We start from the raw sequence: 26,286 nt of genomic DNA, 5'->3' as shown, positions 1-26,286 counted from the left end.
CCGGCGGAGCGGCAGGGCACTCCCGGGGCGGGTAGCATTGCCCATTGCTGACCGGACGGTGACCCGTCTGAGCGGCGCTAGACCAGACCGGCCGGCGCACGGTCGGTGTTTCCCCGGCGAGCGGTGAGGAGGCCGGTGTCCCACGAGGTCGTCCCTCCGGCGGAGGGCACGGTGCACCCGACAGGTGACGCGGACGGCTCGCTGACTGACCGCAACGGCGACGTGCCGGCGGGCGGCCCCGGCGTACCGGCGTCGGGGACGGGCCCGCCGTGGCGGCGCCCACCGGCGAGGCGGACCGGCCGGCCGGCGGCGCCGACGTCGCGGCGACCGAGATCGCCGGCGACCCGTCGCCGAGCAGCGGCTTCGCGTTCTCCCACGCGCCCACCGGCCGCCGGGTCCGGGCGCGGCTGGCACGGTTCAACGCACCGTGGCAGTCGTCGCAGGTCAGTGAGGTGTTGGAGCCACTGATCTCGTCGCACCGGGAGAATCACCCCAAGGCCGACGCCCGGCTGTTGCAGCGGGCCTTCGACACCGCGGCACGCTGGCATTCCGGTCAATACCGCAAGTCCGGCGATCCGTACATCACCCACCCGCTCGCGGTGGCCACCATCCTCGCCAACCTCGGCATGGACACCACCACGCTGGTCGCCGCGCTGCTGCACGACACCATCGAGGACACGGAGTATTCCCTCGACCAGATGCGCGCGGACTTCGGCGGCGAGGTCGCCCTGCTGGTCGACGGGGTCACCAAGCTCGACAAGGTCAAGCTCGGCGACGCGGCCAAGGCCGAGACGATCCGCAAGATGGTCGTCGCGATGGCCAAGGATCCGCGCGTCCTGGTGATCAAGCTGGCCGACCGGCTGCACAACATGCGTACGTTGACCTTCCTGCCCCGCCCCAAGCAGGAGCAGAAGGCGAAGGAGACGCTGGAGATCCTCGCCCCGCTCGCCCACCGGCTCGGGATGAACACGATCAAGTGGGAGCTGGAGGACCTGGCCTTCGGGACGCTGTTCCCGAAGCGGTTCGAGGAGATCAACCGGCTGATCGGGGAGCACCAGCCGCAGCGGGAGGCGCTGCTGCGCCAGGTGACGCAGAAGGTGCAGACCGATCTGAAGGCCGCCAAGATCAAGGCGGAGACCACGGGTCGGCCGAAGCACCTGTACTCGATCTACCAGAAGATGATCGTGCGGGGGCGGGACTTCAACGACATCTACGACCTGGTCGGTGTGCGGATCCTGGTCGACACGGTGCGGGACTGCTACGCGGCGCTGGGGGTGATCCACGCGAACTGGCAGCCGGTGCCGGGCCGGTTCAAGGACTACATCGCCATGCCCAAGTTCAACATGTACCAGTCGTTGCACACGACGGTGATCGGGCCGACCGGCAAGCCGGTGGAGATGCAGATCCGGACGTACGCGATGCACCGCACGGCGGAGTTCGGCATCGCCGCGCACTGGAAGTACAAGGAGCACAAGGGCACCCAGATCGTCGGCCCACCGGCGCACATCGACGAGATGACCTGGCTGCGGCAGTTGCTGGACTGGCAGCGGGAGGCGGCGGACCCGAGCGAGTTCCTGGACGCGCTGCGGTTCGACCTGTCCAGCCAGGAGGTGTACGTCTTCACCCCGAAGGGCGACGTGATCCCGTTGCCGACGGGGTCGACGCCGGTGGACTTCGCGTACGCGGTGCACACCGAGGTGGGGCACAAGTGCATCGGGGCGCGGGTCAACGGCAAGCTGGTGCCGTTGGAGTCGACGCTGTCCAACGGTGACGTGATCGAGATCTTCACCTCGAAGTCCGACACCGCCGGCCCCACGCAGGACTGGCTGGGCTTCGTCAAGAGCCCCCGGGCGCGGACGAAGATCCGGCAGTACTTCAACAAGGAACGCCGCGAGGAGGCGATCGAGGAGGGCAAGGACGCGATCGTCAAGGCGATGCGTAAGCAGGGCATGCCGTTGCAGCGGATGCTCACCTCCGACAACCTGATGGCGATCGCCCGGGACCTGCACCTTGCCGACGTGGCCTCGCTGTACGCGGCCGTCGGCGACAGCCAGGTCTCGGCGCAGTCGGTGGTGCAGCGGCTGATGGCCTCCTACGGTGGTGAGGAGGGAGCGGCCGAGGACATCGCCGAGACCGCCGTGGCGACCCGGCCGCCGCGCAGCCGCGCCTCCAGTCACGACCCGGGCGTGGTGGTCCGCGGCGTCAGCGACGTCTGGATCAAGCTGGCCCGCTGCTGCACCCCGGTCCCGCCGGACTCGGTCTTCGGCTTCGTGACCCGCTCCGGCGGGGTGAGCGTGCACCGCGACGACTGCGCCAACGCCGAGGACCTGCGTGCCCAGGGCGAGCGGGTGGTCGAGGTGAACTGGAAACTCACCTCCGCCTCCACGTTCCTGGTCGCCATCCAGGTGGAAGCCCTCGACCGGCACAAGCTGCTGGCCGACGTGACCCGGGTGCTCTCCGAGGAGCGGGTCAACATCCTCTCCGCCACCGTCACCACCACCCGCGACCGGGTGGCGGTGAGCCGGTTCAGCTTCGAGATGGCCGACCCGAAGCATCTCGGCCACCTGCTCGCCGCCGTCCGCAAGGTCGACGGCGTCTTCGACGCCTACCGGGTAACCTCCGGCGCCTGACCCCACGCACGAAAGCGCCCGCCGGCTACTGTGCCGGCGGGCGCCTCAGCTGGTCGAGATCAGGCGTCGGTCATGGTGAGGTCGGTGATGACGACCTCCTTCTTGGGATGGCCGCCGCCGGCCTGCTGGGCGAACGCTCCGTCGTCACCGGCGGCCGCGACATCCTCGACGATCTCCATCCCACCGGTGATGGTGCCGAGCACCGTGTAGTTCGGGTCCAGCGGCGAGTCGCCGTAGACGATGAAGAACTGGCTGCCGGTGCTGGCCGGCTGACCGGAGTTGGCCATCGCGATGACACCCGCGGGGTACGGTGGCCGCTTGTCGGTGGGCAGGTTCTCCTCCGCCATGCGGTAGCTCGGCCCGCCGGTGCCGTCGCTCTCCCGCCAGCCGTCGCCGGTGGCGCTGGGGTCGCCGCACTGGAGCACCTTGATGCCCTCGGTCACCAGTCGGTGGCACTTCGTGTTGTCGAAGAAGTTCTGCTCGGCCAGGTGGGTGAAGCTGGCCGCGGTGCACGGCACCGCCGCCCGGTCGATCCGGGCGGTGATCGGGCCGAGGTTCGTGGTGATCGTCATGGTCTGGGTGCCCACCTGGCTCTGCCGGGTGTCCGGCAGCCCGACGTCCTTGGTCGTCGGGCTGCGCTCACCGGCCGGGATGTCGACCCAGTCGCACTGCACCTGGCTCCCGTCCTGGGCGGTGTCGTCGGTGCCGCTGTCGTCGCCGATCAGGTTGCTGGCCAGCCAGGCCGTGCCGGCGACCACCAGCAGCAGGACCACGCCGGCTCCGACGACCGCCTGGGTCTGGCGGCGCTTGCGGGCCCGCGCGGCCCGCTCGGCCATCTCCTTCTCGAGCCGGGCGCGCGCCGCCGCGCGCTGCCGCTCTCTGGTGGACGTCACGCCTCGATCCTCCTGGACTGTGTGTGGATGCCGCTGCGGTGGTGGGTTCCCGGCGCCGGTCAGCCGGCGCTCGCGCTGGCCGCGGGCGCCCCGAGGACTCCGGGCTGGGCGTGGCCGTGGGTGCGGGATCGGCGGGCGACGCGGGATCCAGGACGGGCTCGCCGACGGTCAGACTCTGGATGACCACGTCGTCGTTCTCCGGCTTGACCTTCTCCCCGGCCCCGTTGTCCACCGTCGGCAGGGCGCCGATCTTCTCCACGACGTCGAGGCCACCGGTGACCCGGCCGATGATCGGGAACTTCGGCTCGGCGGTGGTGAAGTCCTTGAAGAAGATCAGGAACTGGCTGCCGTTGGCGCCGGGCGGGTTCGCGATCATCGCGACCGTGCCCTTCGGATACGTCGGCGGCTGGTCCGGGGCGGGGCTCGGCTCCGGCGACGCCTCCGGGGCGTCGGGGACGTTCTCGTCGTAGAACGAGTAGGCCGGGCCGCCCAGGCCGGTGCCGCTGGGGTCGCCACAGCGCACCGCGCCGTCGGCGGTGATCTCGTGGCACTTGGTGTTGTCGTAGAACGACTGGCTGGCCAGGTGGGCGATGCTCGCGGCGGCGCACGGTGCGCTCGCGAGGTCCAGCTCGACGGCGATCGGCCCACCCTGGTTGGTGACGATCGTCATCGGTCGGGTGCCGGTGACCGGCAGTCCGGTGGCGGCGGGCTCGCCGACATCGGTGAGGTTGCTGTTGCCGCCGGTGTTCTGCGGGGTCCAGAGGCAGACCTCGTCGGCGGCGGTGTCCTCGGCCGGCTCCCGGTCGAAGGCGCCGAGCGCCCACGCCGAGCCGGCCACCACCAGCAGGAGGATCAGGGCGCTGCCGACGCCGGCCCGGATCCGCCGGCGCCGCCGTGCGGCGGTCGCCCGGCGGGCCAGTTGCCGGTCGAGCTTGGCCCGCGCCAGTTTGCGCTGCCGGTCCCTGCTGGAAGCCACCCGCGCTCCCCTTTCCTCTACCCTGGTCGTCACCCGATGGTTCGCGTACCTGTCGGGCGTCAGGTGCGCCACGCCACACGCCCGCCAGAGTGTACGGGTACCGGCTGGGAAAGTGGTGTACGAGGTCGGTGCCCGCGTCCATCGGGATGCGTCGGTGCCGGTCGAGCGGATGGATGAGGGCGGGCCGGGGCGGCCGGTTAGGCTTCCCGCAGCGGACGGCTCGACGGAAAGGGGAGCGGACGTGCTCGTGGCCGGCTTTCCCGCGGACGCCTTCGGCACCAACTGCTACGTGGTCGCCGCCGGGCCGGGAGAACAGTGCGTGGTGGTCGACCCCGGCATCGGGGTGATCGACCGGCTGGACGCGCTGCTCGCCGAGCATCGCCTGCACCCGGCCGCGGTGCTGTTGACCCACGGGCACCTCGACCACACCTTCTCCGTGGCCCCCGTCTGCGGCGCACGCGGGATCACCGCGTACGTGCACCCGGACGACCGGGAGATGCTGGCCGACCCGGCGAAGGCGCTGTCGATGGACCTCACCCAGCTCTTCGGCGGCCGGCTGCCCTACGCCGAGCCGGAGGACGTGGCCGAACTGGCCGACGGTACGACGCTCACCCTCGCCGGGTTGGAGATCACCGTCGACCACGCCCCCGGCCATACCGGCGGGTCGGTGCTGTTCCGGCTGCCCGGCGCCGGCTCGCCCTGGGAGGCGGAACAGCTCTGCCTCTCCGGTGACGTGCTCTTCGCCGGCTCGATCGGCCGCACCGACCTGCCGGGCGGCAGCATGCCGACGATGCTCACCAGCCTGCGGGACAAGATCCTTCCGCTGGCCGACGACACCGTCGTGCTGCCCGGCCACGGCCCCGCGACCACCATCGGCCGCGAGCGCGCCGCCAACCCGTACCTCGCCGAGGTGGCGGGGATGGGTGGCGCGCGACCGGCGGCCCCCACCCGCGGCCTGTAACGGCCGCGTCGAGACTTCACCGCGCGGCCGCGCGGGATCAAGGAGTACGTGATGAGCAAGCCCACGCCCATCTCCGGCTTCCCGGAGTGGACGCCCGCCCAGCGGATGATCGAGCAGTTCGTCCTCGACCGGATCCGGTCCACCTTCGAGCTGTACGGCTTCGCGCCGCTGGAGACGCGGGCCGTCGAGCCGCTGGACCAACTGCTGCGCAAGGGGGAGACCTCGAAGGAGGTCTACGTGATCCGGCGCCTGCACGGCGACCCGGACGGGCCGGCCGGCGACGACGCCCTCGGCCTGCACTTCGACCTGACCGTGCCGTTCGCCCGGTACGTGCTGGAGAACGCCGGCAAGCTCCAGTTCCCGTTCCGCCGCTACCAGATCCAGAAGGTGTGGCGTGGCGAGCGCCCGCAGGAGGGGCGGTACCGGGAGTTCCTCCAGGCCGACATCGACATCGTCGACCGGGACACCCTCGCGCCGCACCACGAGGCGGAGATGCCGCTGGTGATCGGCGACGCGCTGCGCTCGCTGCCGATCCCGCCGGTACGCATCCAGGTGAACAACCGCAAGATCTGTGAGGGCTTCTACCGGGGCATCGGGCTGACCGACCCGGAGGCGGCGCTGCGCGCGGTGGACAGACTCGACCGGATCGGCCCGGTCGGTGTGGCGCAGTTGCTGGCCGACACGGCCGGGGCGAGCGAGGCGCAGGCCAAGGCAGTCCTGGCGCTGGCCGAGATCTCCACCCCGGACGCCTCGTTCGCCGAGGCCGTGCGCGCGCTCGGGGTCGACGACCCGCTGCTCGACGAGGGAGTCGAGGAGTTGGTCCGGGTGGTGGAGACCGCCGCCGCACACTCGCCGGGGCTCTGCGTGGCGGACCTGCGCATCGCCCGCGGCCTGGACTACTACACCGGCACCGTCTACGAGACGCAGCTGACCGGGTACGAGCGGTTCGGCTCGATCTGCTCCGGCGGCCGGTACGACAACCTGGCCACCGCCGGAGCCGCCCGCTTCCCCGGGGTGGGCATCTCGGTCGGGGTGACCCGACTGCTCGGGCTGTTGTTCGGCGCCGGCGCGCTGTCGGTGTCCCGCGACGTGCCGACCTGCGTGCTGGTCGCGGTGACCAACGAGGAGCTGCGCGGGGCCAGCAACGCCGTCGCCGAGGCGCTGCGCTCGCGCGGCATCCCCACCGAGGTGTCGCCGAGCGCGGCGAAGTTCGGCAAGCAGATCCGGTACGCCGAGCGCCGGGGCATCCCGTACGTCTGGTTCCCCGGCGCGGACGGTGTCGACGACGAGGTGAAGGACATCCGCTCCGGCGAGCAGGTCGTCGCGGCGGCGGGGGAGTGGACGCCTCCTCGGGTGGACCTCAAGCCACTGGTCAGCTGAGCGCCCGGCTCTCGGCGCCTCGGAGAACTATTGCCCGGCCCTGGCCCCGGCTCGCCCGAGCATATCGATGACCGTCTGTGTCCGTAATGTTGCGGAGGGGTTACGTATGGCCGGTTGGTGAATTCGGGCAAAGTGGGGTCTTGATTAGGATCTTAAATATGTGAATACTTTCCCTCGCTCGGCCATTTCCCCAGGTGGCCGAGTTTCCCCCACTCCTGTCGCCATGACAGGACCCCCAACCCCCATCCGGGAGGCTGTTACATGCGACCCACAAGGTCAATGCTGCGCCGCGCCGTCACCATCGCCGCCGCCGGAACCCTGGTCGCCGGCACTCTGCTCGGCGCGCCGGCCCAGGCGGCACCCGCGTCCGCCTCACCCGACGCCGCGTCCGCCCTCGCCGAGCGGCTCGGCGACCGCGCCGCCGGCACCTACGCCGACGCCGCCACCGGCAAGATGGTCGTCGCCGTCACCGACGTCGTCGCGGCCCGCCAGGTGGCGGCTGCCGGCGCCACCCCGAAGGTCGTGAAGCGCGGCGCCGAGGTGCTGAACCGGGCCACCGCCGAGCTGGAGCGCTCCGCCAGGATCCCGGGCACCGCATGGTGGACCGACCCGGCCACGAACCAGGTCGTCATCTCCGTCGACAGCACCGTTACCGGCGCGAAGCTGGAGCAGGTCAAGGCCGCCGCCGCGCGCACCAACGGCACGGTGCGCATCGAGGCCGAGGCCGCTCCGCTGAGCACCTTCATCTCCGGCGGTCAGGCGATCTACGCCGGCGGCGGCGGGCGTTGCTCGCTCGGCTTCAACGTGCGCAGCGGCAGCACGTACTACTTCCTGACCGCCGGGCACTGCACCAACATCTCGTCGAGGTGGTACAGCAACTCGGGCCAGACCTCGCTGCTGGGCACCCGCGCGGGCACCAGCTTCCCGGGCAACGACTACGGCATCGTCCGGCACAGCAACTCGGGCAACGCGGCCGGCAACGTCTACCTCTACAACGGTAGCTACCGGGACATCACCGGCGCCGGCAACGCGTACGTCGGCCAGTCGGTGCAGCGCTCCGGCAGCACCACCGGCCTGCGCAGCGGCTCGGTCACCGGGCTCAACGCCACCGTCAACTACGCCGAGGGGCAGGTTCGCGGCCTGATCCGCACCAACGTCTGCGCCCAGCCCGGCGACAGCGGCGGCTCGCTGTTCAGCGGCAGCACCGCGCTCGGCCTGACCTCCGGCGGCAGTGGCAACTGCTCCACCGGCGGCACCACCTACTTCCAGCCGGTCACCGAGGCACTGAGCCGCTACGGCGTCAGCGTCTTCTGACCTTCCCCGCAAGTGGGCCGCCGGATTCCTCCTCCGGCGGCCCGCCCGCGTGTCCGGGGTCGCATCGGCGCACCCGTGGCACGTGGGCCGATGCCTGCTGACAGAATGCCGGGGAGCAGAAGGACAGTTGTAGACGAGGGAGACGCACGTCGTGATCCGTACCCATGACGCCGGCAGCCTGCGCGCGACGGACGCCGGCAGCACGGTGACGCTCGCCGGCTGGGTGGCCCGCCGGCGCGACCACGGCGGCGTCATCTTCGTCGACCTGCGAGACGGCTCCGGCGTGGTTCAGGTGGTCCTCCGCGAGGAGGACGCGCACGCCCTGCGCAACGAGTACTGCGTCAAGGTCGTCGGCGAGGTCACCCGCCGGCCCGAGGGCAACGAGAACCCGGAACTGCCCACCGGCGAGATCGAGGTGACGGCGAGCGAGCTGGAGGTGCTCGCCGAGGCCGCGCCGTTGCCGCTGCCGGTGGACGACCAGGTGGTGGCCGGCGACGACATCCGGCTCAGGTACCGCTACCTCGACCTGCGTCGCAGCGGCCCGGCGCGGGCGATGCGGCTGCGCTCGCGGGCCAACCAGCTGGCCCGGTCGGTGCTGCACGAGCGGGACTTCCTGGAGATCGAGACGCCGACGCTGACCCGGTCCACGCCGGAGGGCGCCCGCGACTTCCTGGTCCCGGTGCGGTTGCAGCCCGGCAGTTGGTACGCGCTGCCGCAGTCGCCGCAGCTGTTCAAGCAGCTGCTGATGGTCGGCGGCATGGAGCGGTACTACCAGATCGCCCGCTGCTACCGCGACGAGGACTTCCGCGCCGACCGGCAGCCGGAGTTCACCCAGCTCGACATCGAGATGTCCTTCGTCACCGAGGACGACGTCATCGACCTCGGCGAGGCGATCGTCGCGGCGCTCTGGTCCGACCTGGCCGACCACCGGATCCCCCGGCCCATCCCGCGCATCACCTGGCACGACGCCATGGCGCGGTACGGCTCGGACAAGCCCGACCTGCGCTACGGCGTCGAGCTGACCGAGCTGACCGACTACCTGCGCGGCACCGAGTTCCGGGTCTTCGCCGCGGCGATCGACGCGGGTGGTTACGTCGGTGCGGTGGTGATGCCCGGCGGCACCGCGCAGTCCCGCAAGGAACTGGACGGCTGGCAGGACTGGGCCAAGGCACGCGGCGCCAAGGGCCTTGCGTACGTGGTGCTCGACGCCGAGACCGGCGAGGCGCGTGGGCCGGTGGCGAAGAACCTGTCGGCCGGGCACCTGGCCGGGCTGGCCGACGCGGTCGGCGCCAAGCCGGGCGACGCGATCTTCTTCGCCGCCGCCGGCGAGCGCCGGGAGGCGCAGGAACTGCTCGGCGCCGCCCGCATCGAGATCGCCCGGCGATCCGGCCTGGTCGACGAGAGTGCCTGGGCGTTCTGCTGGGTGGTCGACGCGCCGATGTTCGAACGAACCTCGGACGAGACCGGTGGGGAGGGTGGCTGGACGGCCGTGCACCACCCGTTCACCTCGCCGAACGCCGATTGGGTCGACCGGTTCGAGGAGGCGCCCGACCGCGCCCTCGCGTACGCGTACGACATCGTCTGCAACGGCAACGAGATCGGCGGCGGTTCGATCCGTATCCACCGGCGCGACGTGCAGCAGCGGGTCTTCGAACTGCTCGGCATCACGCCCGAGGAGGCGCAGGACAAGTTCGGCTTCCTGCTGGAGGCGTTCAGCTACGGCCCACCCCCGCACGGCGGCATCGCGTTCGGTTGGGACCGCGTCTGCATGCTGCTCGCCGGCGCCGACTCGATCCGCGAGGTGATCGCCTTCCCGAAGACCCGGGGCGGCTTCGACCCGCTGACCGGCGCACCCACCCCGATCACCGGGCAGCAGCGGGCCGAGGCCGGCATCGACGCCAAGCCCAAGCCGCAGCAGGCTCCGCACGCCGGCACCGCCGGTCCCGCCGCCCCCGTGGCCGACCCGACCTGACCCGGTCCGCCACTGTCGATCGTGAGGCTGCCGGCCCTGCTCCTCGGCCGGTCGCCCGGCTAACCTCATGATCGACGCGGTCGGGCGGAAGGGGTCGGGATGCGGGTGCTGGTGGTGGGCGGTAGCGGGTTTCTCGGCCGGGAGGTGTGCCGGCAGGCGGTCGACGCCGGGTGGTCCGTGGTGGGGACGTGTCACTCGGGTGAGGTCGGTGTGCCGGGCGTCGAGGTGCGCCGGCTCGACGTGACCGATCGGGCCGCGGTGCGCGAGCTGCTCGCGCGGGTACGCCCCGACGCCGTGGTCGGCACCCCTACCGGTACGGCGACTGGGCGGTCACCGCCGACGGGGCGGCGCACGTCGCGTCCGCCGCCGGGCGGGTGGGCGCGCGGTTGGTGCACATCTCCAGCGACGCGCTGCACGCCGGGCGGCCCGAGGCGTACGCCGACGACGACCCGCCCACCCCGATCTTCCCGTACGGTGCGGCGAAGGCGGCTGCGGAGACGGCGGTGCGGGCGATCGACCCGGCCGCCGTGCTGGTGCGTACCTCGCTGATCGTGGGGGAGGGGAGCAAGCAGCTCCAGCTGTGCCGGGACGCCCTGGCCGGGCGGGCCGCCCTGTTCACCGACGAGCTGCGCTGCCCGATCGACGTCGCCGACCTCGCCGCCGCGGTGCTGGAACTGCTGCCCTCCGGCTGCGCGGGGCCGCTCAACGTGGCCGGCCCGGACGCGGTCAGTCGGGCGGAGCTGGGCCTGCTGGTGGCCCGCCGGGAGGGCGCCGATCCGGCGGGCATGAAGACCACCACGGGCGCCGCGGCCGGCGTGGTCCGCCCCACCGAGGTGCGCCTGGACTCCACTCGTGCGGCCGGCCTGCTCCGCACCCGGCTGCGCGGCGTGACCGAACTGTTCGCCGGCTAGCCCGGCCAGCCCGTCCGGTTCGGCGCAGTCGTGCGCTTGATGCACAACTATTGTGCATAGGGATTGTGCAGAGATACTGTGCACCCATGGGAGATGAGGAGAGGCGATCCGCTCCGCGACGGGTCCGCATCGATCACCGGCAGGTCCGCACGTTGGCACATCCGCTGCGGGCCCGGTTGCTCGGCGCGCTGCGGGTCAACGGGCCGGCGACGGCCACCACCCTCGCCGAACTGCTCGACACCAACACCGGCGCGACCAGCTACCACCTGCGACAGCTGGCCGAGGTCGGGCTGGTCGTCGAGGAGGCCGACCGGGGCACCACCCGGCAGCGCTGGTGGCGGGCCGCGCACGACGTCACCAGCTGGGAGAACACCGACTTCGACGACGATCCGGATGCCCGGGCCGCGATCGAGTGGATCCAGGCCGAGCAGGTGCGCCACCTCGTCGAGCACACCGAGCGGTGGGCCGCCGTACGCGATCAGTGGCCGCCGGCCTGGCGCGACGCCTTCGGCATGGGCGACATCTTCATGACCATCCCGGTGACCCGGTTGGAGGCGCTGAAGGCGGAGCTGTGGCGCACCCTTGAGCGCTACCGCGCCGAGGCCGATCCGGACGAGCCCGGTGCCGAGCAGGTGCAGATCTTCCTCGCCTCCCTCCCGCTGCTGCTGCGGGGGAAGCGATGAGCGAGCTTTCCGTACGCCAGATCCGGCGTCGTTACCTGGTCCTGCACGGCCTGCGCTGGCTGCCGACCGGCCTGCTGATTCCAGTGATCATCCTGCTGATGCAGGAGCGGGGCCTGACCCTTACCCAGATCGGCCTGGCCGCCGCCGCCCAGGGGGTGGTGGTGCTCGCCCTGGAGTTGCCCACCGGCGGCTTCGCCGACGCCCTGGGCCGCAAGCCGGTGCTGGTCGCGGCGAACGTGGTGAGCCTCGTCTCGGTGGGCCTGCTGGTGGTGGCGGACTCGTTCGCGCTGCTGGCCGTCGTGTGGGCGTTGCAGGGGGTGTTCCGGGCGCTGGACAGCGGCCCCCTGGAGTCCTGGTACGTCGACAGCACCATCGCCGCCGACCCGGACGCCGCGTACGAGAAGGGCCTTGGTCAGGGCGGCACCGTGCTCGGCCTGAGCATCGCGGCCGGTGCCCTGCTCAGTGGCGGCCTGGTGGCCGCCGGCCCGGTCGGTCCGGTCAGCGCGCTCGGCACACCGATCGTGGCCGCGGTCGGGCTCCAGGCGGTCGCCCTGGTGGCGCTGTTGGTGCTGCTGGTGGAGCGGCGGCCGGCGACCGGGCCGGGCGCGCTGCGGGCGTCGTTCCGCGCCGCCCCGCGGATGGTCGGCGAGGCACTGGGCCTGCTGCGCCGCTCCCGGGTGCTGCTCGCCCTGGTCGCGGTCGAGGTGTTCTGGGGCTTCGGGATGGTCACCTTCGAGAACCTGCTGCCGGTGCGGCTGGCCGAGGTGGTCGGCGACGCCGACCGGGCCGGCGCCCTGCTCGGCCCGGCCAGCACGGTGGCCTGGCTCGCCTCGGCCGGCGGTGCGGCGCTCACGCCGCTGCTCATCCGCTGGCTCGGTGCCGCGCCCGGCGCCGCCCTGTTGCGGATCGTGCAGGGGGCCACCGTGGTCGGCATGGCTCTGCTCGCCGGCCCGGTCGGGGTGCTGATCGCCTTCGTCGCCTGCTACGCCGTGCACGGCGCCGCGAACCCGCTGCACATGGGGCTGCTGCACCGGCAGGTCGACGGACCGTACCGGACCAGCGTGATCTCGGTGAACTCGATGATGGCCATGCCGGCCGCCGCGCTGGGCGGCGTGCTGCTCGGCGTCATCGGCGACCGAGCCGGGGTGAGCGCGGCGATGCTCGTCGGCGCGGTGGTGCTGGCGGTCGCCGCGCCGCTGTACCTGCCGGCCTGGCGGGCCGGCCGACCGGCCGGTGGTCGGCCGAAGCGCACCGAGGTGAGGAAGCGCACCGAGGTGAGCGGGAAGGTGCCGGGGTAGCCGAGCCTCGGGGCCGCCGCCACCCGGCCTGATCCACCGTGGAGATTGGCGAGCCGACCGATCGGGTACATCCCGCGCCGACCTACTGGAACCCCCACCGGAGGAACGCCATGCTCGCTATCGCCGCAGCCGCGGTTTTCGGCTTCACGCTGCTGCTCGACCTGCTGGACACCGATCTCGGTGCGCCGGACCTGTTCAACTGGAACACCCTCGTGCTGATCGGTCTGCTGCTGCTCGCGCTCTACCTGGCCGGCGTCGGCCGGGGTTCCGGCGGCGGCGGTGGCCGCTGGTACCGGGGGCGTCGCCCGGGGCGTGGCTGACCGGAAGCGATCATCGGTGGCTCGGTCGGCGGCGCGATTCCGGCGTTGTCGGCCGAGCCCGGTACTGTTCTCGTGATGGAGTCCGACGCCCTGTTCACCCTCGGTGAGCCCGCAGCAGCGCCCGGTGCGTACGCGGGTTCCGGTGGCGTCGGCGGTTTCGGCACGGTGGGCCCGGACGCGCCGCTGCCCGTCCGGATGCGCCCGGCCAACCTGGACGAGCTGGTCGGTCAGGATCACCTGCTCACCCCCGGTGCGCCCCTGCGCCAACTCGTCGCCGGCAGCGCGCCGATGTCGGTGATCCTGTGGGGCCCGCCGGGCAGCGGCAAGACCACCATCGCCCACCTGGTGGCCGGGGCCACCGACCGGCGCTTCGTCGCCATGTCGGCGCTCTCGGCCGGGGTGAAGGACGTCCGGGCGGTGATCGACACGGCGCGGCGGCAGCGGCGCTCGGGCGGCCCGCCGACGGTGCTCTTCATCGACGAGGTGCACCGGTTCAGCAAGACCCAGCAGGATTCGCTGCTCGCCGCGGTCGAGGACCGGACCGTCACGTTGCTGGCGGCCACCACGGAGAACCCGTACTTCTCGGTCATCTCCCCGCTGCTGTCCCGCTGCGTCCTGCTCACCCTGCAACCTCTCGACGACGCGGCCGTCCGCCGGCTGCTGCACCGGGCGGTGGCCGACGAGCGTGGTCTGGCCGGCGCACTCACCCTCGCGACCGAGGCCGAGGACCACCTGGTCCGGCTGGCCGGCGGTGACGTGCGCAAGGCGCTCACGGCGCTGGAGGCGGCGGCTGCCGCGGCGATCGCGTCGGGCGGCGCACGGATCGAACTGTCCACCGCCGAGCGGGCGGTGGACACCGCGGCTGTCCGTTACGACCGGGCAGGTGACGCGCACTACGACGTGACCAGCGCCTTCATCAAGAGCATGCGGGGTTCCGACGTGGACGCCGCGCTGCACTGGCTGGCCCGGATGCTGGTCGCCGGGGAGGACGCGAGGTTCATCGCGCGGCGGCTGGTCATCTTCGCCAGCGAGGACGTCGGCATGGCGGATCCGGGTGCCCTCGGCGTGGCCACCGCCGCGGCCGGTGCGGTGGAGTTCGTCGGCCTGCCCGAGGCGCAGCTCAACCTCGCCCAGGCGGTGATCCATCTGGCTACCGCACCCAAGTCGAACTCGGCCACCACCGCGATCGGCTCGGCGATCGCCGACGTGCGGGCCGGCCGGGGTGGTGCGGTGCCCCGCGGTCTGCGGGACGCGCACTACGCCGGCGCGCGGGGGCTCGGGCACGGCATCGGCTACCGCTATCCGCACGACGACCAGCGGGGCGTGGTGAGTCAGCAGTACGCGCCGGACGACCTGGTCGGCACGGACTACTACCGGCCGAGCGAGCACGGCGCGGAACGATCGGTGGCCACCCGGTTGCCGTTGCTCCGCCGCATCGTCCGCGGGCTGCCCACCCCCGCCCGGACGGATGCGCCGACGGTGGGCGGCCGGGCGGAGACGCCCACGCCGTCCGGGGTCGACGGCAACCGCCTGACGGCCACACACGCCGACGCGGTGGATGACATCGGCGCCAGCGCCGACGGGAGGGGTCAACAGTGAGATCGTCGGACCGACCGGAGGACGGCCCGGACGAGCGGCGCGGCAAGGGCCGCCGCTGGGGACGTGGCAAATCCGAGGCTGCCCCGGAGGATCCGGGCGGCGGCGAGGACTTCGACTGGATCGACGACCTGCGCTCGGCCAAGCAGCAGCGTGGTGAGCTGGGCCCCGAAGGTGCCGGGCCGGCGGCGGACGCGTCCGCCGCACCCACTCCGCCGCACCCCACTCCGCCGCACCCCACTCCGGCCCACCCCACTCCGGCCCACCCCACTCCGGCCCGGCGACTCCGGCCCGGCCCGGTCCGGCCGGCCGCGCGGCGCCGGGCGGCCCCGTCCCGCCCTGGCCGGCGGCCGGGGACAGGTGCCGCCGGGTCGTCCCGTGCCGCCGGATCCGGCCGCCGGTCCGCCGGCCGCGCCCCACTGCGCCGGGGAGCGGCGGAACCACCGCGGTCGCGACCGGTCGACGGTCCCTGGCCCGGTAGTCCGTCCCCGAGGCCGGCGGCCGGTCCGCCACCTGCGGGACCCCGGGAACGGCCACCGGCCGCCCCGCCGCCCACCGGTCGCCGTGAACCCGGCGCACCGAACACCCCGCCGGCCGGTTGGGCCGCGCAGCCCGACGCCGCCGGCCCGCCCGGCCGCAGGCAGCGCCCCGGAGACCCGGTTCCCGGTGTGCCGTCCGGTCCTGCACCCACCTCGCCGCTCGGTCCGGTGTCCGGTGCTCCGGCGGGACCGGTGTCCGGCGTTCCGGCGGGACCGGTGTCGGGCGCGCCGCCGGGGCCGGTGTCCGGCCCGCCCGAGCAGCGTCGGATGCCGGGTGGCCGGCCGAACGGCGCTCCTGCCGGTCCGCGCCGGATCCCCCGGATCGCCGAACCCGGTCGGGCTCCGGTTCCGCCGGAGACGCCCGCCGGTTCACCTCCGCCGGATCGCACCGGCCCCGGCCGGATTTCCGAGGGTCCGGGCCGGATCTCCGAGGGTCGGGGCGGCGGCGCCGGCGGGCCGGTCGGTGCGCCGGCCGGCGGCCGGCGGGTGGGTCGTCGGCGAGCAGCCGAGACCGAGGGAGACCAGGCGGTGGTGCCGCTGTCCGGCAACGCGCCGGCGATTCCCGGTGTGCCGTCCGGTGACCCGGTCGCGCCCGATCGCGGCGAAGGTGCCACCCGGGCACACCGTGCGGCCCCGGACGTGGCCACCCCGGCCCACGGCCGACGGGCGGCCCCGAGGCGGAGAGGTCGCCGGCCGACCGCCGGTCGACCGCCGGGACGGACGCTCCGGTGCGGGGCCGCCGCGCGACCGGGCCGGAGGACGCGCCGGCCCGGGGCCGGCGCGGGGCCGGCGAGGAGCCGTCCGGTCGGCACGGCGTGGTGAGCGGTGGCACGGTGGAACCGCCACCGGCCGGGCGCCCGGAGCGGCCGGCCGACTGGCTCCGCCAGGCCGGTCGTGCCCACCACACCGATCCGGCGTTGCCGACCATCAACAAGCGGCCCGGCCCGCCGCCCGCCGACGGGCCGCCCCCGACGCGGGCATCCGGCACCCCCGCCGGCCCGCCCGCCCCAGGACCGGGTGCGAACGAACCGCCGGCCGGCCGGCCCGGTTCGGAACCGCCGGCCGGTGGCGGTCGGCTGCCCGGGCGCCCGAACGGCGCCCCGGCGGGGCCGCCGCGCGGTGCCGCCCGCCCCGACGCGGCACCACCGGCCGCGCCGAGGGCGTCGGCCACCCCGACCGCGTGCCCTCCGGTCCGCCGCGCGGGACCGCCCGCCCCGACGGCGGGTCCGTCGGTCCGCCGCGTGGCGCCGTCCGACCGGACGGTTTGACCGGCGACCCGGGCCGTCCAGGCGGCCCGCCGCCCGGCCCCGCCCGCGGTGCGGCTCGGCCGGACGCCGGACCGCACCGGCCGGACGCCGGACCGCCCGGCGGACCCGTACCGGGCGGCCCTGCCCGCCCTGCCGGGGAACGCTCCGATCCGGCCGGATCGCCGGCTGCTGCTCGGGCCGCCGCCGTGGCGCGACCGGACGACCGGCTGGCCGCTCGGGCGACCCCACCACACCGGAACCCGGTCCGTCCCGAGCCGTCCGGTGTGCCACCGGTGCCCCCGTCGCGTGCCGGCGAGGGACCGGCGGTGGCCCAGGCTGCGGCGGCGGTCGCGCCGATCGGATCCCGACCCGGGATGGAACCGCCGGTCCGGCTTCACAGGGAGCCGGGCACCGTCGACTCCGGCCGGCCCGAGGACGATCGGTCCGACGGCCGCGGCGAGCCACGCCGGCCGACCCACGGTTCCCAGCGGTTGCGTGCCGCCATTCTGGTGCTGGTCAGCGTGATCCTGCTCGGCGGCGTCCCGGCGTACTTCGGTCTGCAGACGCTGGACCGGGATCCGGTCTTCACCTCGCTGGACGAACTGGACGTACCGGCCTGGGCGATGGTCGACCCGGACGACGAGGTCAGTGGCAGTCGCTGGTGCCTGCTCGACTGCCGGCTGCGGGAGCGCACCGTCAACTCGGAGCGCGCGCCGGAGGAGACGGCGCAGGCGTACGAGGCCGCGCTGACCGGGGACGGCTGGCAGCCGTGGCGGCCGGAATACTGCCCCGAACAGGAGGAGCAGGGCCGCTACACCTGCTGGCGGCGCGACGAGCTGACCCTGGACCTCTGGGTCCGGGAACGGACCTGCGTACCGCCGCCGGTGGACGGTGAGCCCGCGGTCGTGCCGTCGGCCGACCCGGCCACCGCGGCGCAGGAGTGCCCCGGATCGTTGGTCTCGGTGAAGGTACGAAACGCGATCGACGACGAGCGGACCCGGCCACAGCCGAGCACCGACCCGTCACTGACCGGCGAGGATCCCTACCCGACACTGACCGACGACCCGTTGAGTGACCTGACGCCGTCACCACCGTCCTGAGCCGATCCTCATCACTGACGGTAGGGTCTGGTTCTGGTGGCCGCCGGCCGCCGGCGGGTCACCCGGCGTTGGTGTGGGCGGAGACGGTCGTGCGTCTCGGGGGCCTCGCGCTCCGGGGCACAGTTTGAGGAGGACAGGCGTGGGCTTTTTGGAGGTCGCGGCGTTGATCGCGGCGATCGCGTTCGCGATGCTGGTGCTGATCCTGACGCTGCCGATTCTGCGGTTGCGGCACACCGTCGACGCCACCACCCGGATGATCAACGACCTCAACGACCGGACCGCACCGCTGCTCGGTGACGTCAACACCACGGTTCGCAATGTCAACGTCACGCTGGAGCAGGTGCAGACCTCGCTCGACGGGGTCAACCTCCAACTGGCCAAGGTCGACACCATGACCAGCCACGCGCAGAACATCAGCGCCAACGTCGCCAACCTGGTCACCGTCGTCTCCGCCGCCGCCGCCAACCCGCTGGTGAAGGTGGCCGCGTTCGGCTACGGGGTGCGAAAGGCCGCCAGCGCCCGCCGGCACGCGGAGACCGAACGTGAGGTCCGGGACACCATCAAGACCCAGCGGCGCGCCGCCCGGCGCGGGAACCGCTGACCGGCCGGGACCGGGAGGTACGAGCATGAGGCGTCTGTTCTGGCTGGGTATCGGGGTGGCCGTCGGCGTGGTGGTGGTCCGCAGGGTGACCCGCGCCGCCCATGCGTACACCCCGGCCGGCATCGCCGACAACCTGTCACAATCCGCTGGCGGCCTGGTCGAGGAACTGCGTAGCTTCGTGGCGGACGTGCGTACCGGGATGGCTGACCGGGAGCACGAGATCCACGAGGCATTCGCCCGGGGCGAGGCGTTCGACGACCAGTTCGCCGAGTTGCGCGACGATCCGCGGCTCGGCGACAGAGAGATCTTTCCGGAGGACCACCAGCGATGAAGACGGCGGAGATCAAGCGGAGGTTTCTCGCCCATTTCGCGGCGAACGGGCACCCGGTGGTGCCGTCCGCTCCGCTGCCCGCCATCAGCGATCCGAACCTGTTGTTCGTCAACGCCGGCATGGTGCAGTTCGTCCCGTACTTCCTGGGTCAGCAGGCGCCGCCGTTCTCCCGGGCGGTCAGTGTGCAGAAGTGCATCCGGACCCCGGACATCGACGAGGTCGGCAAGACGAGTCGGCACGGGACGTTCTTCCAGATGAATGGGAACTTCTCGTTCGGTGACTACTTCAAGGACGGGGCGATCCCGTTCGCGTGGGACCTGGCGACGAAGTCGGTCGACCGGGGTGGGTTCGGGCTGGACCCGGAGCGGATCTGGGCGACGGTCTACCTGGACGACGACGAGGCGTACGAGATCTGGCGGCGGGCCGGGGTACCGGAGGCGCGGATCGTGCGCCGGGGCAAGAAGGACAACTTCTGGTCGATGGGCATCCCGGGCCCGTGTGGCCCGTGTTCGGAGTTGTACTACGACCGGGGTGCGGCCTACGGTGCGGAAGGCGGTCCGGAGGTCGACGAGGACCGTTATCTGGAGTTCTGGAACCTGGTCTTCATGCAGTTCGAGCGGGGGCCGGGCACCGACAAGGAGAACTTCCCGATCCTGGGCGAGTTGCCGGCGAAGAACATCGACACCGGCATGGGCCTGGAGCGGATGGCGTCGATCCTGCAGGGCGTCGACAACCTGTACGAGATCGACGAGGTGCGGCCGATCCTGGACCGGGCGGCCGAGCTGACCGGCAAGCAGTACGGTGCGCACTCGGGTCACGCGGCGAACCAGTCGCATCCGGACGATGTGCGGCTGCGGGTGATCGCGGATCACGTGCGGACCGCCCTGATGCTGATCGGTGACGGGGTGACGCCGGGCAACGAGGGCCGGGGCTACGTGCTGCGGCGGATCATGCGCCGGGCGATCCGGTCGGTGCGCCTGTTGGGTTGGCAGGATCGGGCGTTGCCGGAGTTGCTGCCGGTGGCGCGGGACTGCATGGCCCCGTCGTACCCGGAGTTGGCGGCTGACTTCGAGCGGATCTCCGCGTACGCGTACGCGGAGGAGGACGCGTTCCTGGCCACCTTGCGGGCCGGGACGACGATCCTGGACACCGCGATCACGCAGACCCGTACGGCTGGTGGGAAGGCGTTGTCGGGGGATCAGGCGTTCCAACTGCACGACACGTACGGCTTTCCGATCGATCTGACCCTGGAGATCGCCGCCGAGCAGGGCCTCGACGTGGACCAGGAGGGCTTCCGCCGGCTGATGGCCGACCAGCGGGCCCGGGCCAAGGCCGACGCGCAGGCCCGCAAGACCGGCCACACCGACCTGTCCGCGTACCGCTCGGTGCTCGACACGGGCGGCCCGGTGACCTTCACCGGTTACTCCGAGGTGGCCCGCGAGTCGACGGTCCGCGCGGTGCTCGGCACCGGGGGTCCGCGGGCGGCGGCGGTCGAGGGCGACCTGGTCGAGCTGGTGCTCGACACCACCCCGTTCTATGCCGAGGGCGGCGGCCAGCAGCCCGACCTCGGGATGATCACCGTGGGCGGCGGCCAGGTCGAGGTCCTCGACGTGCAACAGCCCGTGCCGGGCCTGATCGTGCACCGGGCCCGGGTGCTGCGCGGTGAGGTCCGCGCGGGCGAGACCGGCTACGCCGAGATCGACGCCAGCCGGCGGCGGGCCATCTCCCGGTCGCACACCGCCACCCACCTGGTGCACCAGACCATGCGCAACTTCCTCGGGGAGTCCGCCACCCAGGCCGGTTCGCTGAACGCCCCGGGCCGGCTGCGGTTCGACTTCAACACCGCCACCGGCGTGGCGCCGAGCGTGCTGCGTGACGTGGAGCAGCAGGTCAACGAGGTGCTGTTGGCCGACCTGGAGGTGCACGCCTTCATCACGTCGCTGGACGAGGCGCGCCGGATCGGTGCGATGGCGCTGTTCGGTGAGAAGTACGGCGAGCAGGTCCGGGTGGTCGAGGTCGGCGACTACGCCCGCGAACTGTGTGGCGGCACGCACGTGGCCCGGTCCGGCCAGCTCGGGCTGGTCAAGATCCTCTCCGAGTCGTCCATCGGGTCCGGCGTACGCCGGGTCGAGGCGCTCGTCGGCATGGACGCGTTCAACTTCCTGGCCCGCGAGCACCTCCTGGTCGCCCGCCTCGCGGAGTTGTACCGGGTCCCCTCCGAGCAGGTCGCCGACCGGGTCCAGCAGACCGTGACCCAGCTGCGCGACGCGGAGAAGGAGCTGGAGAAGCTGCGCGCCCAGTTGGTGCTCGGCGGTGCGGCGGCGTTCGCCGCCCAGGCCAAGGACGTGCGCGGGGTCGCCTACGCGGGCATCGAGGCGCCCGAGGGTGCGGCCGGCAACGACGTTCGCACGCTCGCCCAGGAGATCCGCGGCCGGATCGACCCGGCCCGGCCCGGCGTGGTCGCGGTGGCGGCCCGCGCCAACGGGAAGGCGTCCCTGGTGGTGGCGGTGAACGGCGCCGCCCGCAGCCGGGGCCTCGCCGCGAACGATCTCGTCAAGGCCGCGTTCTCCGGGCGCGGCGGCGGCAGCCCCGATCTCGCTCAGGGCGGCGGGCTGCCCGAGTCGGAGGTGCCGAAGCTGCTGCTCACGGTCGAGAAGGCGGTCGCCGGGGCGTGAGCGAGCGGAGCGAGCGAGCCATTCGGCACCGCAGCCCGGCGCCTGGCCGCGGAGCGGAGCGAGACGGCGACGTGAGTCAGCAGGGTGGCGGGTCAGGGCGGGCCGGATCGGTCCGCCCTGACGTGTCTGTCGGGGCGGGTGACGCACGGTGACCGAGGTGTTTCGGGGCGTACGGCTCGGTGTGGACGTCGGACAGGTGCGGATCGGGGTGTCGCGGTCGGACCCGCACGGGGTTCTCGCCACCCCGCTGGTCACCGTCGCCCGGGAACAAAAGCCCAGGCCGGACGCGGTGCCGTCGGACATCGCCGAGCTCGCCGCACTGGTCGCCGAGCACGAGGCCGTCGAGGTGGTGGTGGGCCTTCCGGTCAACCTCGCCGGCCGGCACGGCCCGGCGGCGGAGCACGCGAAGGCGTACGCTCGACAACTGGCCGATGTGATAAAGCCTGTTCCGGTGACGCTCACCGACGAGAGGATGTCCACGGTCGTGGCGAGCCGTAGGCTTGCCGAACGCGGTGTCCGGGGGAAGAAGCAACGGGCGGTGGTCGACCAGGCCGCCGCGGTGGAGATTCTGCAAAGCTGGCTGGATGCGCAGCGGAGGCGGGCGCAATGATGGACGATCTGGATCTCGGGTTCGACGAGCAGGAGCGGGGGGACAAGGGCAAGCACCGCCGGGGCCGCCGCAAGGGCGGCCGTTCCGGCGGCGGGCGGGGCAAGACCGTGCTCGCCCTGCTGCTGGCGGTGCTGCTGCTCGGCGGCATCGGCGGCAGTGCCTTCTACGGCTTCGACCGGATCCAGAACTATCTGGTCACCCCCGACTACGACGGCGCAGGCACCGAGGACGTGACGGTCCAGATCCCGCAGGGCGCGTTCCTGGCCGACATGGCGGTGGTGCTGCGCGACGCGGACGTGATCAAGAGCACCAAGGCGTTCCTTGAGGCGGCGGAGGAGAACTCCCGCAGCCGCAACATCCAGCCCGGCACGTACAAGCTGCGCAAGCAGATGAGCGCCGAGAACGCGCTCACCGCGATGCTGGATCCGGGCAACCGGGTGGTCAACGGGGTCACCATCCCCGAGGGGCGGACCGCGAAGAACATCTACAAGCTGCTCAGCGAGCACACCGACATCCCGGTCAAGGAGTTCGAGGCCGCCGCGAAGGACCCGGAGAAGCTCGGCGTGCCGGACTGGTGGTTCACCCGGGAGGACGGCAAGAAGCCCAAGAAGTCGATCGAGGGCTTTCTCTACCCGGACACCTACGAGATCCCGCCGGACGCCACCGCCGAGGCCGTCCTCGGGCAGATGGTCGACCATTTCCTCACCGTCACCGGCGAGATGGAGTTCGCCGACCGGGTGCAGAAGGAGCGGGGCGGGATCAGCCCGTACGAAGCCCTGATCGTGGCGTCGCTCGCCCAGGCCGAGGCCGGCACGAAGAAGGACCTCGGCAAGGTCGCCCGGGTCGCCTACAACCGGGCCTACTCGGGCAACTTCCCCTGTGGCTGCCTGGAGATGGACGTCACGGTCAACTACTACTTCGAGTTGACCGGGCAGGACGCCAAGACCTCCGGCCAGATGACGGCGAGCGATCTCGACAACCCGAAGAACCCGTACAACCGCAAGCTGCGGGGGATGATCCCCACCCCGATCAACAATCCGGGCAAGGACGCGCTCGAAGGCGCGATGGACCCGCCGACCGGGGACTGGCTCTTCTTCGTGGCCATCGACAAGCAGGGCAACTCCGCGTTCACCGCCGACTACGACGAGCACCTGAGGAACATCGACAAGGCCAGGGAGGCCGGCGTCCTGTGACGATTCGGCCTGCTGCGGCCCGCGACCGTCAGGGCAGGTCGATCGTCGCGGTGGTGTCGGCGGCGTCGATGGTGAAGTGTCCGGCCCGCCCGTCGACGGTGAGCGTGTAGTCGCCGAGGAAACCGTCGACGGTGACGGTGCCGTCCGCGTCGGTGCGCACGACCGTCGGCGGCAGCCACCACTCGCCCTTGACGAGCGCTCCAAGGGCGTCGTACGACGGCTTCGGGCTGCCGTCGGCGCGGACCAGGCCGGCGGGCGCACCGAGCCACGCACCCCGGTCGGTGAGCCCCCAATAGTTGATCGACTGGACCGCCGGGTGGGCGAGCAGCAACCGGTAGTGCCGGACGATCTCGTCGGCCTGTCGGGCCTCGCCTTCGGGGGTGCTCGGCCAGTGCGGGATCTGGTAGTCGTTGAGGTCCTCGATCTCGGCCGGCATGAGGTGACCGGAGACCAGCGTGGTCTCGGTCAGGTGCAGCGGCAGCCCGTAGCGGGCGAACCGGTCGAGCATCTGCTGCATGTACTCCTCGCCCCGGTACCCCTGGTGCATGTGGGTCTGCAAGCCGATCGCGTCGACCCGGACGCCGGCTTCGAGCAGTCCCTCGATGAGGCATTCGTAGGCCGAGCTGAGGTCGAAGTCGTTGAGCACCAGGGTGGCCGCCGGGTTGGCGGCGCGGGCCTCCTCGAACGCCAACCGCACCAGATGGATGCGGCCCCGGGCGCGGGCCAGATCGGTGATCGCGTTCTCCCCGTTGGCGAACACGGGCATGATGACCGCCTCGTTGATCGCGTCCCAGGTGTCGATGAGGCCGGCGAACCCGCCGACCACGTCCCGGATCCGGGCCCGCAGCAGCCGCTCGACCTCGTCCAGATCGAGGTCGAGCAGCCACGGCGGCTGCACGGTGTGCCAGACCAGCGGGTGGCCCTTGACCGTGACGCCACGTTCGGCCAACCAGCGCGCCGCCGCGGTGAGGCGCTCGGTGTCGGTCGCGCCGCGCCGCGGCTCGTAGCGTCCCCAGTAGAACGGCAGGGTCGCGGTGTTGAACAGGTTGAGCCACCGGGAACCCAGCCGGTCCAGATCCAGGTGGTCCGTCCCGCCGAAGCTCTCGACGTCGGTGGAACCCTCGGGGCCGGGGCCGCCGACCAGGTCGACGAAGTCGAAGCCGATGTTCCCGAAGGCGAAGGCGTGCCGCTGCTGGGCGACCGTCACGTCCTGCTCGGCGAGCGGCTGCCGGTCGGGGCCACGGACGGTGAGGGTGATCTCGCCCTTGCGGTGCCGCAGGCTGCTGTCGGACATTGTTGAATGTTAGGCGACAGGTTTTCCTGCTGTTGAGGAGGAGCGACGTTGGCTGGGTCGGCAGACGGGGCGTCGGTGCACAGGGCGGCGGTGCTGGGTAAGCCGATCACCCATTCGCTCTCGCCGGTGATCCACAACGCCGGTTACGCCGCTGCCGGGCTGGCCGGGTGGTCGTACACCCGGATCGAGTGCGCGGCGGCGGAGCTGGCCGATCTGGTCGCCGGCCTCGGCCCCGAGTGGGCGGGGCTGTCGGTGACCATGCCGGGCAAGGAGGCGGCCCTCGCGGTGGCCGCCGACGTCTCGCCGGTCGCCGCGGCCGTGGGCGCGGCCAACACGCTGGTACGCCGCTCCGACGGCTCCTGGCGTGCCGACAACACCGACGTCACGGGCATGGTCGAGGTGCTGACCGGGGCGGGCGTACGCACCGGTGCCACCGTCACGGTGCTCGGTGCGGGCGGTACCGCGCGGGCCGCGCTGGCCGCGGCGGCCCGGCTGCACGCGGCCGGGGTGACCGTGGTGGCCCGCCGCCCGGCGGCGATCGCGGAGTTGGCGCCGGTCGCGACGGCGCTCGGGGTGGCGATGACCGCCGCGCCGTGGCCGGAGGCGTCGTGGCCGGAGGCGTCGCCGTTGTCCGGCGTCGACGTGCTGATCTCGACCGTGCCGAAGGGCGCCGCCGACGAGTTGGCCGGCGCGGTGCGCTGGCGACCGGGCACGGTGCTCTTCGACGCGATCTACGACCCCTGGCCGACCCCGCTGGCGACCTCGGCCGGTGCGGCCGGCTGCCGCGTCGTCTCCGGTCTGGACCTGCTGCTGGCTCAGGCGATCGGCCAGTTCGAGCAGTTCACCGGCGTTCCCGCGCCCCGGTCGGCGATGGCCGCCGCCCTCGCCGCCGCCCTCGCCGCCGCCCGCGCCGCCTGACCCTCCGCCGGCCCGTGCCCGCCTGTCGGCGTTCGCCGGCTGGACCTGTCTGCCGGTGTCCGCCGGCTTGGGCCTGTCTGCCGGCTTGGCCTGTCTGCCGGCTTGGGCTGTCCGCCGGCTTGGCCTGTCTGCCGGTGCTTGCCGGCCTGGCCCCGCCTTGTCCTTCGCACACCCCGCTGGCCCGCTGGCCCGCCCGGCCCGCCAGCCCGCTGGCCCGCTGGCCCGCCGGCAACGGGACCATCCGACGCCGGCCCGCCGGCAACGGACCACCCGGCTCCCTCGCTGCGCAACGCTCGTCCGCGCCAGAACGACGAGATCTTGGACATTTCCCGTTAGTTGTCGACGGGAAATGTCCAAGATCTCTGGCCTTTTCGGGGTGCCGAGCCGGCGTGGCAATGGTGGGTGGGTCGTCCGGCGACGTGGTGAGATCTTGGCCCGGTTGAGGCCGGCGGCGGGATCAGGCCACGAACCGGGCGAACAGCGCGGCGGGCTCGGGGGCGTCGTGTGGGTTGCGGCGGTAGGGATCCCGTGTGGCCTCGTACACCAGGCCGGCGAGGTAGATCGACAGCCCGGGTAGGTTCCCGTCTTCGTGCCTGCCGGCCGAGCGCGTACGCCGGAACAGGCGCCGCCCGCCGCCTTAGAGAGACCGGCAGTAGGACTGGCGGGGCTGCGGCGCGCCCTGGCGCTGCGGCTGGCGGCGTTGTCGTCGTCGGCCATGCAACACCGGCATGGCCTCCTCCGCCTTGCCATCCTCGGCCAGGACCCGCCTCGCCGCCACCGCCCTATTGCCGGTCTCTCTTAGGCGATGGTTAAGACGCGCTTAGGTCCCACCGTCGTCCACCTG

At 72.6% G+C, this 26,286-nt stretch carries 17 protein-coding genes and 3 pseudogenes; 17 read left to right on the top strand and 3 right to left on the bottom strand.

Features of this window, described 5'->3' with window-relative positions:
• Positions 1-350: 350 nt before the first annotated feature.
• Positions 351-2,630 (top strand): annotated as a pseudogene (locus KIF24_RS19045) (RelA/SpoT family protein); the annotation flags it as partial.
• A 59-nt stretch (positions 2,631-2,689) separates the two neighbouring features.
• Here the strand turns inward: KIF24_RS19045 and KIF24_RS19040 are convergent.
• Both KIF24_RS19040 and KIF24_RS19035 read right to left on the bottom strand, forming a co-directional pair.
• Positions 2,690-3,523 (bottom strand): peptidylprolyl isomerase, encoded by an 834-nt coding sequence (locus tag KIF24_RS19040; RefSeq protein WP_221085201.1) that lies wholly within the window; start codon positions 3,521-3,523, stop codon positions 2,690-2,692.
• 59 nt (positions 3,524-3,582) lie between these two features.
• Positions 3,583-4,499: pseudogene (locus KIF24_RS19035) on the bottom strand (peptidylprolyl isomerase).
• A gap of 241 nt (positions 4,500-4,740) precedes the next feature.
• On the opposite strand from KIF24_RS19035, the gene KIF24_RS19030 reads away from it, so the two are divergent.
• The 15 genes and pseudogenes from KIF24_RS19030 (at position 4,741) to mltG (ending at position 23,230) form a co-directional block, all read left to right on the top strand.
• Complete coding sequence (locus tag KIF24_RS19030) at positions 4,741-5,460, top strand: MBL fold metallo-hydrolase (RefSeq protein WP_221085200.1); 720 nt, start codon at positions 4,741-4,743, stop codon at positions 5,458-5,460.
• Positions 5,461-5,511: 51 nt separating this feature from the next.
• Positions 5,512-6,840 carry a histidine--tRNA ligase gene (hisS, locus tag KIF24_RS19025; protein WP_221085199.1) on the top strand — a complete coding sequence of 443 codons (1,329 nt, stop codon included), beginning with the start codon at positions 5,512-5,514 and terminating at the stop codon, positions 6,838-6,840.
• Positions 6,841-7,101: 261 nt separating this feature from the next.
• Entirely contained in the window at positions 7,102-8,154 is a 1,053-nt protein-coding gene (locus KIF24_RS19020) for a S1 family peptidase (RefSeq protein ID WP_221085198.1), read from the top strand.
• A gap of 151 nt (positions 8,155-8,305) precedes the next feature.
• Positions 8,306-10,126 (top strand): aspartate--tRNA ligase, encoded by a 1,821-nt coding sequence (aspS, locus tag KIF24_RS19015; RefSeq protein ID WP_221085197.1) that lies wholly within the window; start codon positions 8,306-8,308, stop codon positions 10,124-10,126.
• A 99-nt stretch (positions 10,127-10,225) separates the two neighbouring features.
• Positions 10,226-11,037, top strand: a pseudogene (locus KIF24_RS19010) (SDR family oxidoreductase).
• A gap of 86 nt (positions 11,038-11,123) precedes the next feature.
• Positions 11,124-11,720, top strand: coding sequence for a winged helix-turn-helix domain-containing protein (locus tag KIF24_RS19005; RefSeq protein ID WP_221085196.1), 597 nt, complete (start codon positions 11,124-11,126; stop codon positions 11,718-11,720).
• Positions 11,717-13,018: an MFS transporter gene (locus KIF24_RS19000; protein ID WP_221085195.1), complete on the top strand. Its 1,302-nt coding sequence runs from the start codon at positions 11,717-11,719 to the stop codon at positions 13,016-13,018. The genes KIF24_RS19005 and KIF24_RS19000 overlap by 4 nt, the downstream gene beginning before the upstream one ends.
• A gap of 110 nt (positions 13,019-13,128) precedes the next feature.
• Positions 13,129-13,338, top strand: a complete 210-nt coding sequence (locus tag KIF24_RS18995) for a hypothetical protein (protein WP_221085194.1) — start codon at positions 13,129-13,131, stop codon at positions 13,336-13,338.
• Between the two features lie 75 nt (positions 13,339-13,413).
• Positions 13,414-14,937, top strand: coding sequence for a replication-associated recombination protein A (locus tag KIF24_RS18990; RefSeq protein WP_221085193.1), 1,524 nt, complete (start codon positions 13,414-13,416; stop codon positions 14,935-14,937).
• Positions 14,938-17,094: 2,157 nt separating this feature from the next.
• Positions 17,095-17,820, top strand: coding sequence for a hypothetical protein (locus KIF24_RS18985; RefSeq protein ID WP_230416632.1), 726 nt, complete (start codon positions 17,095-17,097; stop codon positions 17,818-17,820).
• Between the two features lie 139 nt (positions 17,821-17,959).
• A complete protein-coding gene (locus KIF24_RS18980; protein WP_221085191.1) occupies positions 17,960-18,421 on the top strand; it encodes a DUF948 domain-containing protein in 462 nt (153 codons plus the stop codon).
• A gap of 25 nt (positions 18,422-18,446) precedes the next feature.
• Positions 18,447-18,752: a hypothetical protein gene (locus KIF24_RS18975; protein WP_221085190.1), complete on the top strand. Its 306-nt coding sequence runs from the start codon at positions 18,447-18,449 to the stop codon at positions 18,750-18,752.
• Positions 18,749-21,427, top strand: a complete 2,679-nt coding sequence (alaS, locus tag KIF24_RS18970) for an alanine--tRNA ligase (protein ID WP_221085189.1) — start codon at positions 18,749-18,751, stop codon at positions 21,425-21,427. The genes KIF24_RS18975 and alaS overlap by 4 nt, the downstream gene beginning before the upstream one ends.
• A 148-nt stretch (positions 21,428-21,575) precedes the next feature.
• Positions 21,576-22,037: a Holliday junction resolvase RuvX gene (gene ruvX, locus KIF24_RS18965; protein WP_221085188.1), complete on the top strand. Its 462-nt coding sequence runs from the start codon at positions 21,576-21,578 to the stop codon at positions 22,035-22,037.
• Positions 22,034-23,230, top strand: a complete 1,197-nt coding sequence (gene mltG, locus KIF24_RS18960) for an endolytic transglycosylase MltG (RefSeq protein WP_221085187.1) — start codon at positions 22,034-22,036, stop codon at positions 23,228-23,230. The genes ruvX and mltG overlap by 4 nt, the downstream gene beginning before the upstream one ends.
• A gap of 28 nt (positions 23,231-23,258) precedes the next feature.
• Here mltG and KIF24_RS18955 read toward each other — a convergent pair whose 3' ends face one another.
• Positions 23,259-24,524: an endo-1,4-beta-xylanase gene (locus tag KIF24_RS18955; protein ID WP_221085186.1), complete on the bottom strand. Its 1,266-nt coding sequence runs from the start codon at positions 24,522-24,524 to the stop codon at positions 23,259-23,261.
• Positions 24,525-24,614: 90 nt separating this feature from the next.
• On the opposite strand from KIF24_RS18955, the gene KIF24_RS18950 reads away from it, so the two are divergent.
• Positions 24,615-25,442, top strand: coding sequence for a shikimate dehydrogenase (locus KIF24_RS18950; RefSeq protein ID WP_407940003.1), 828 nt, complete (start codon positions 24,615-24,617; stop codon positions 25,440-25,442).
• Positions 25,443-26,286: the final 844 nt, after the last annotated feature.

Origin of the sequence: Micromonospora tarapacensis, from assembly GCF_019697375.1 — a bacterium.
GTDB classification, from domain to species: Bacteria; Actinomycetota; Actinomycetes; order Mycobacteriales; family Micromonosporaceae; genus Micromonospora; species Micromonospora tarapacensis.
Note: the sequence above shows the minus strand (reverse complement) of the source record. Positions and strands in the feature narration are given on the sequence as shown.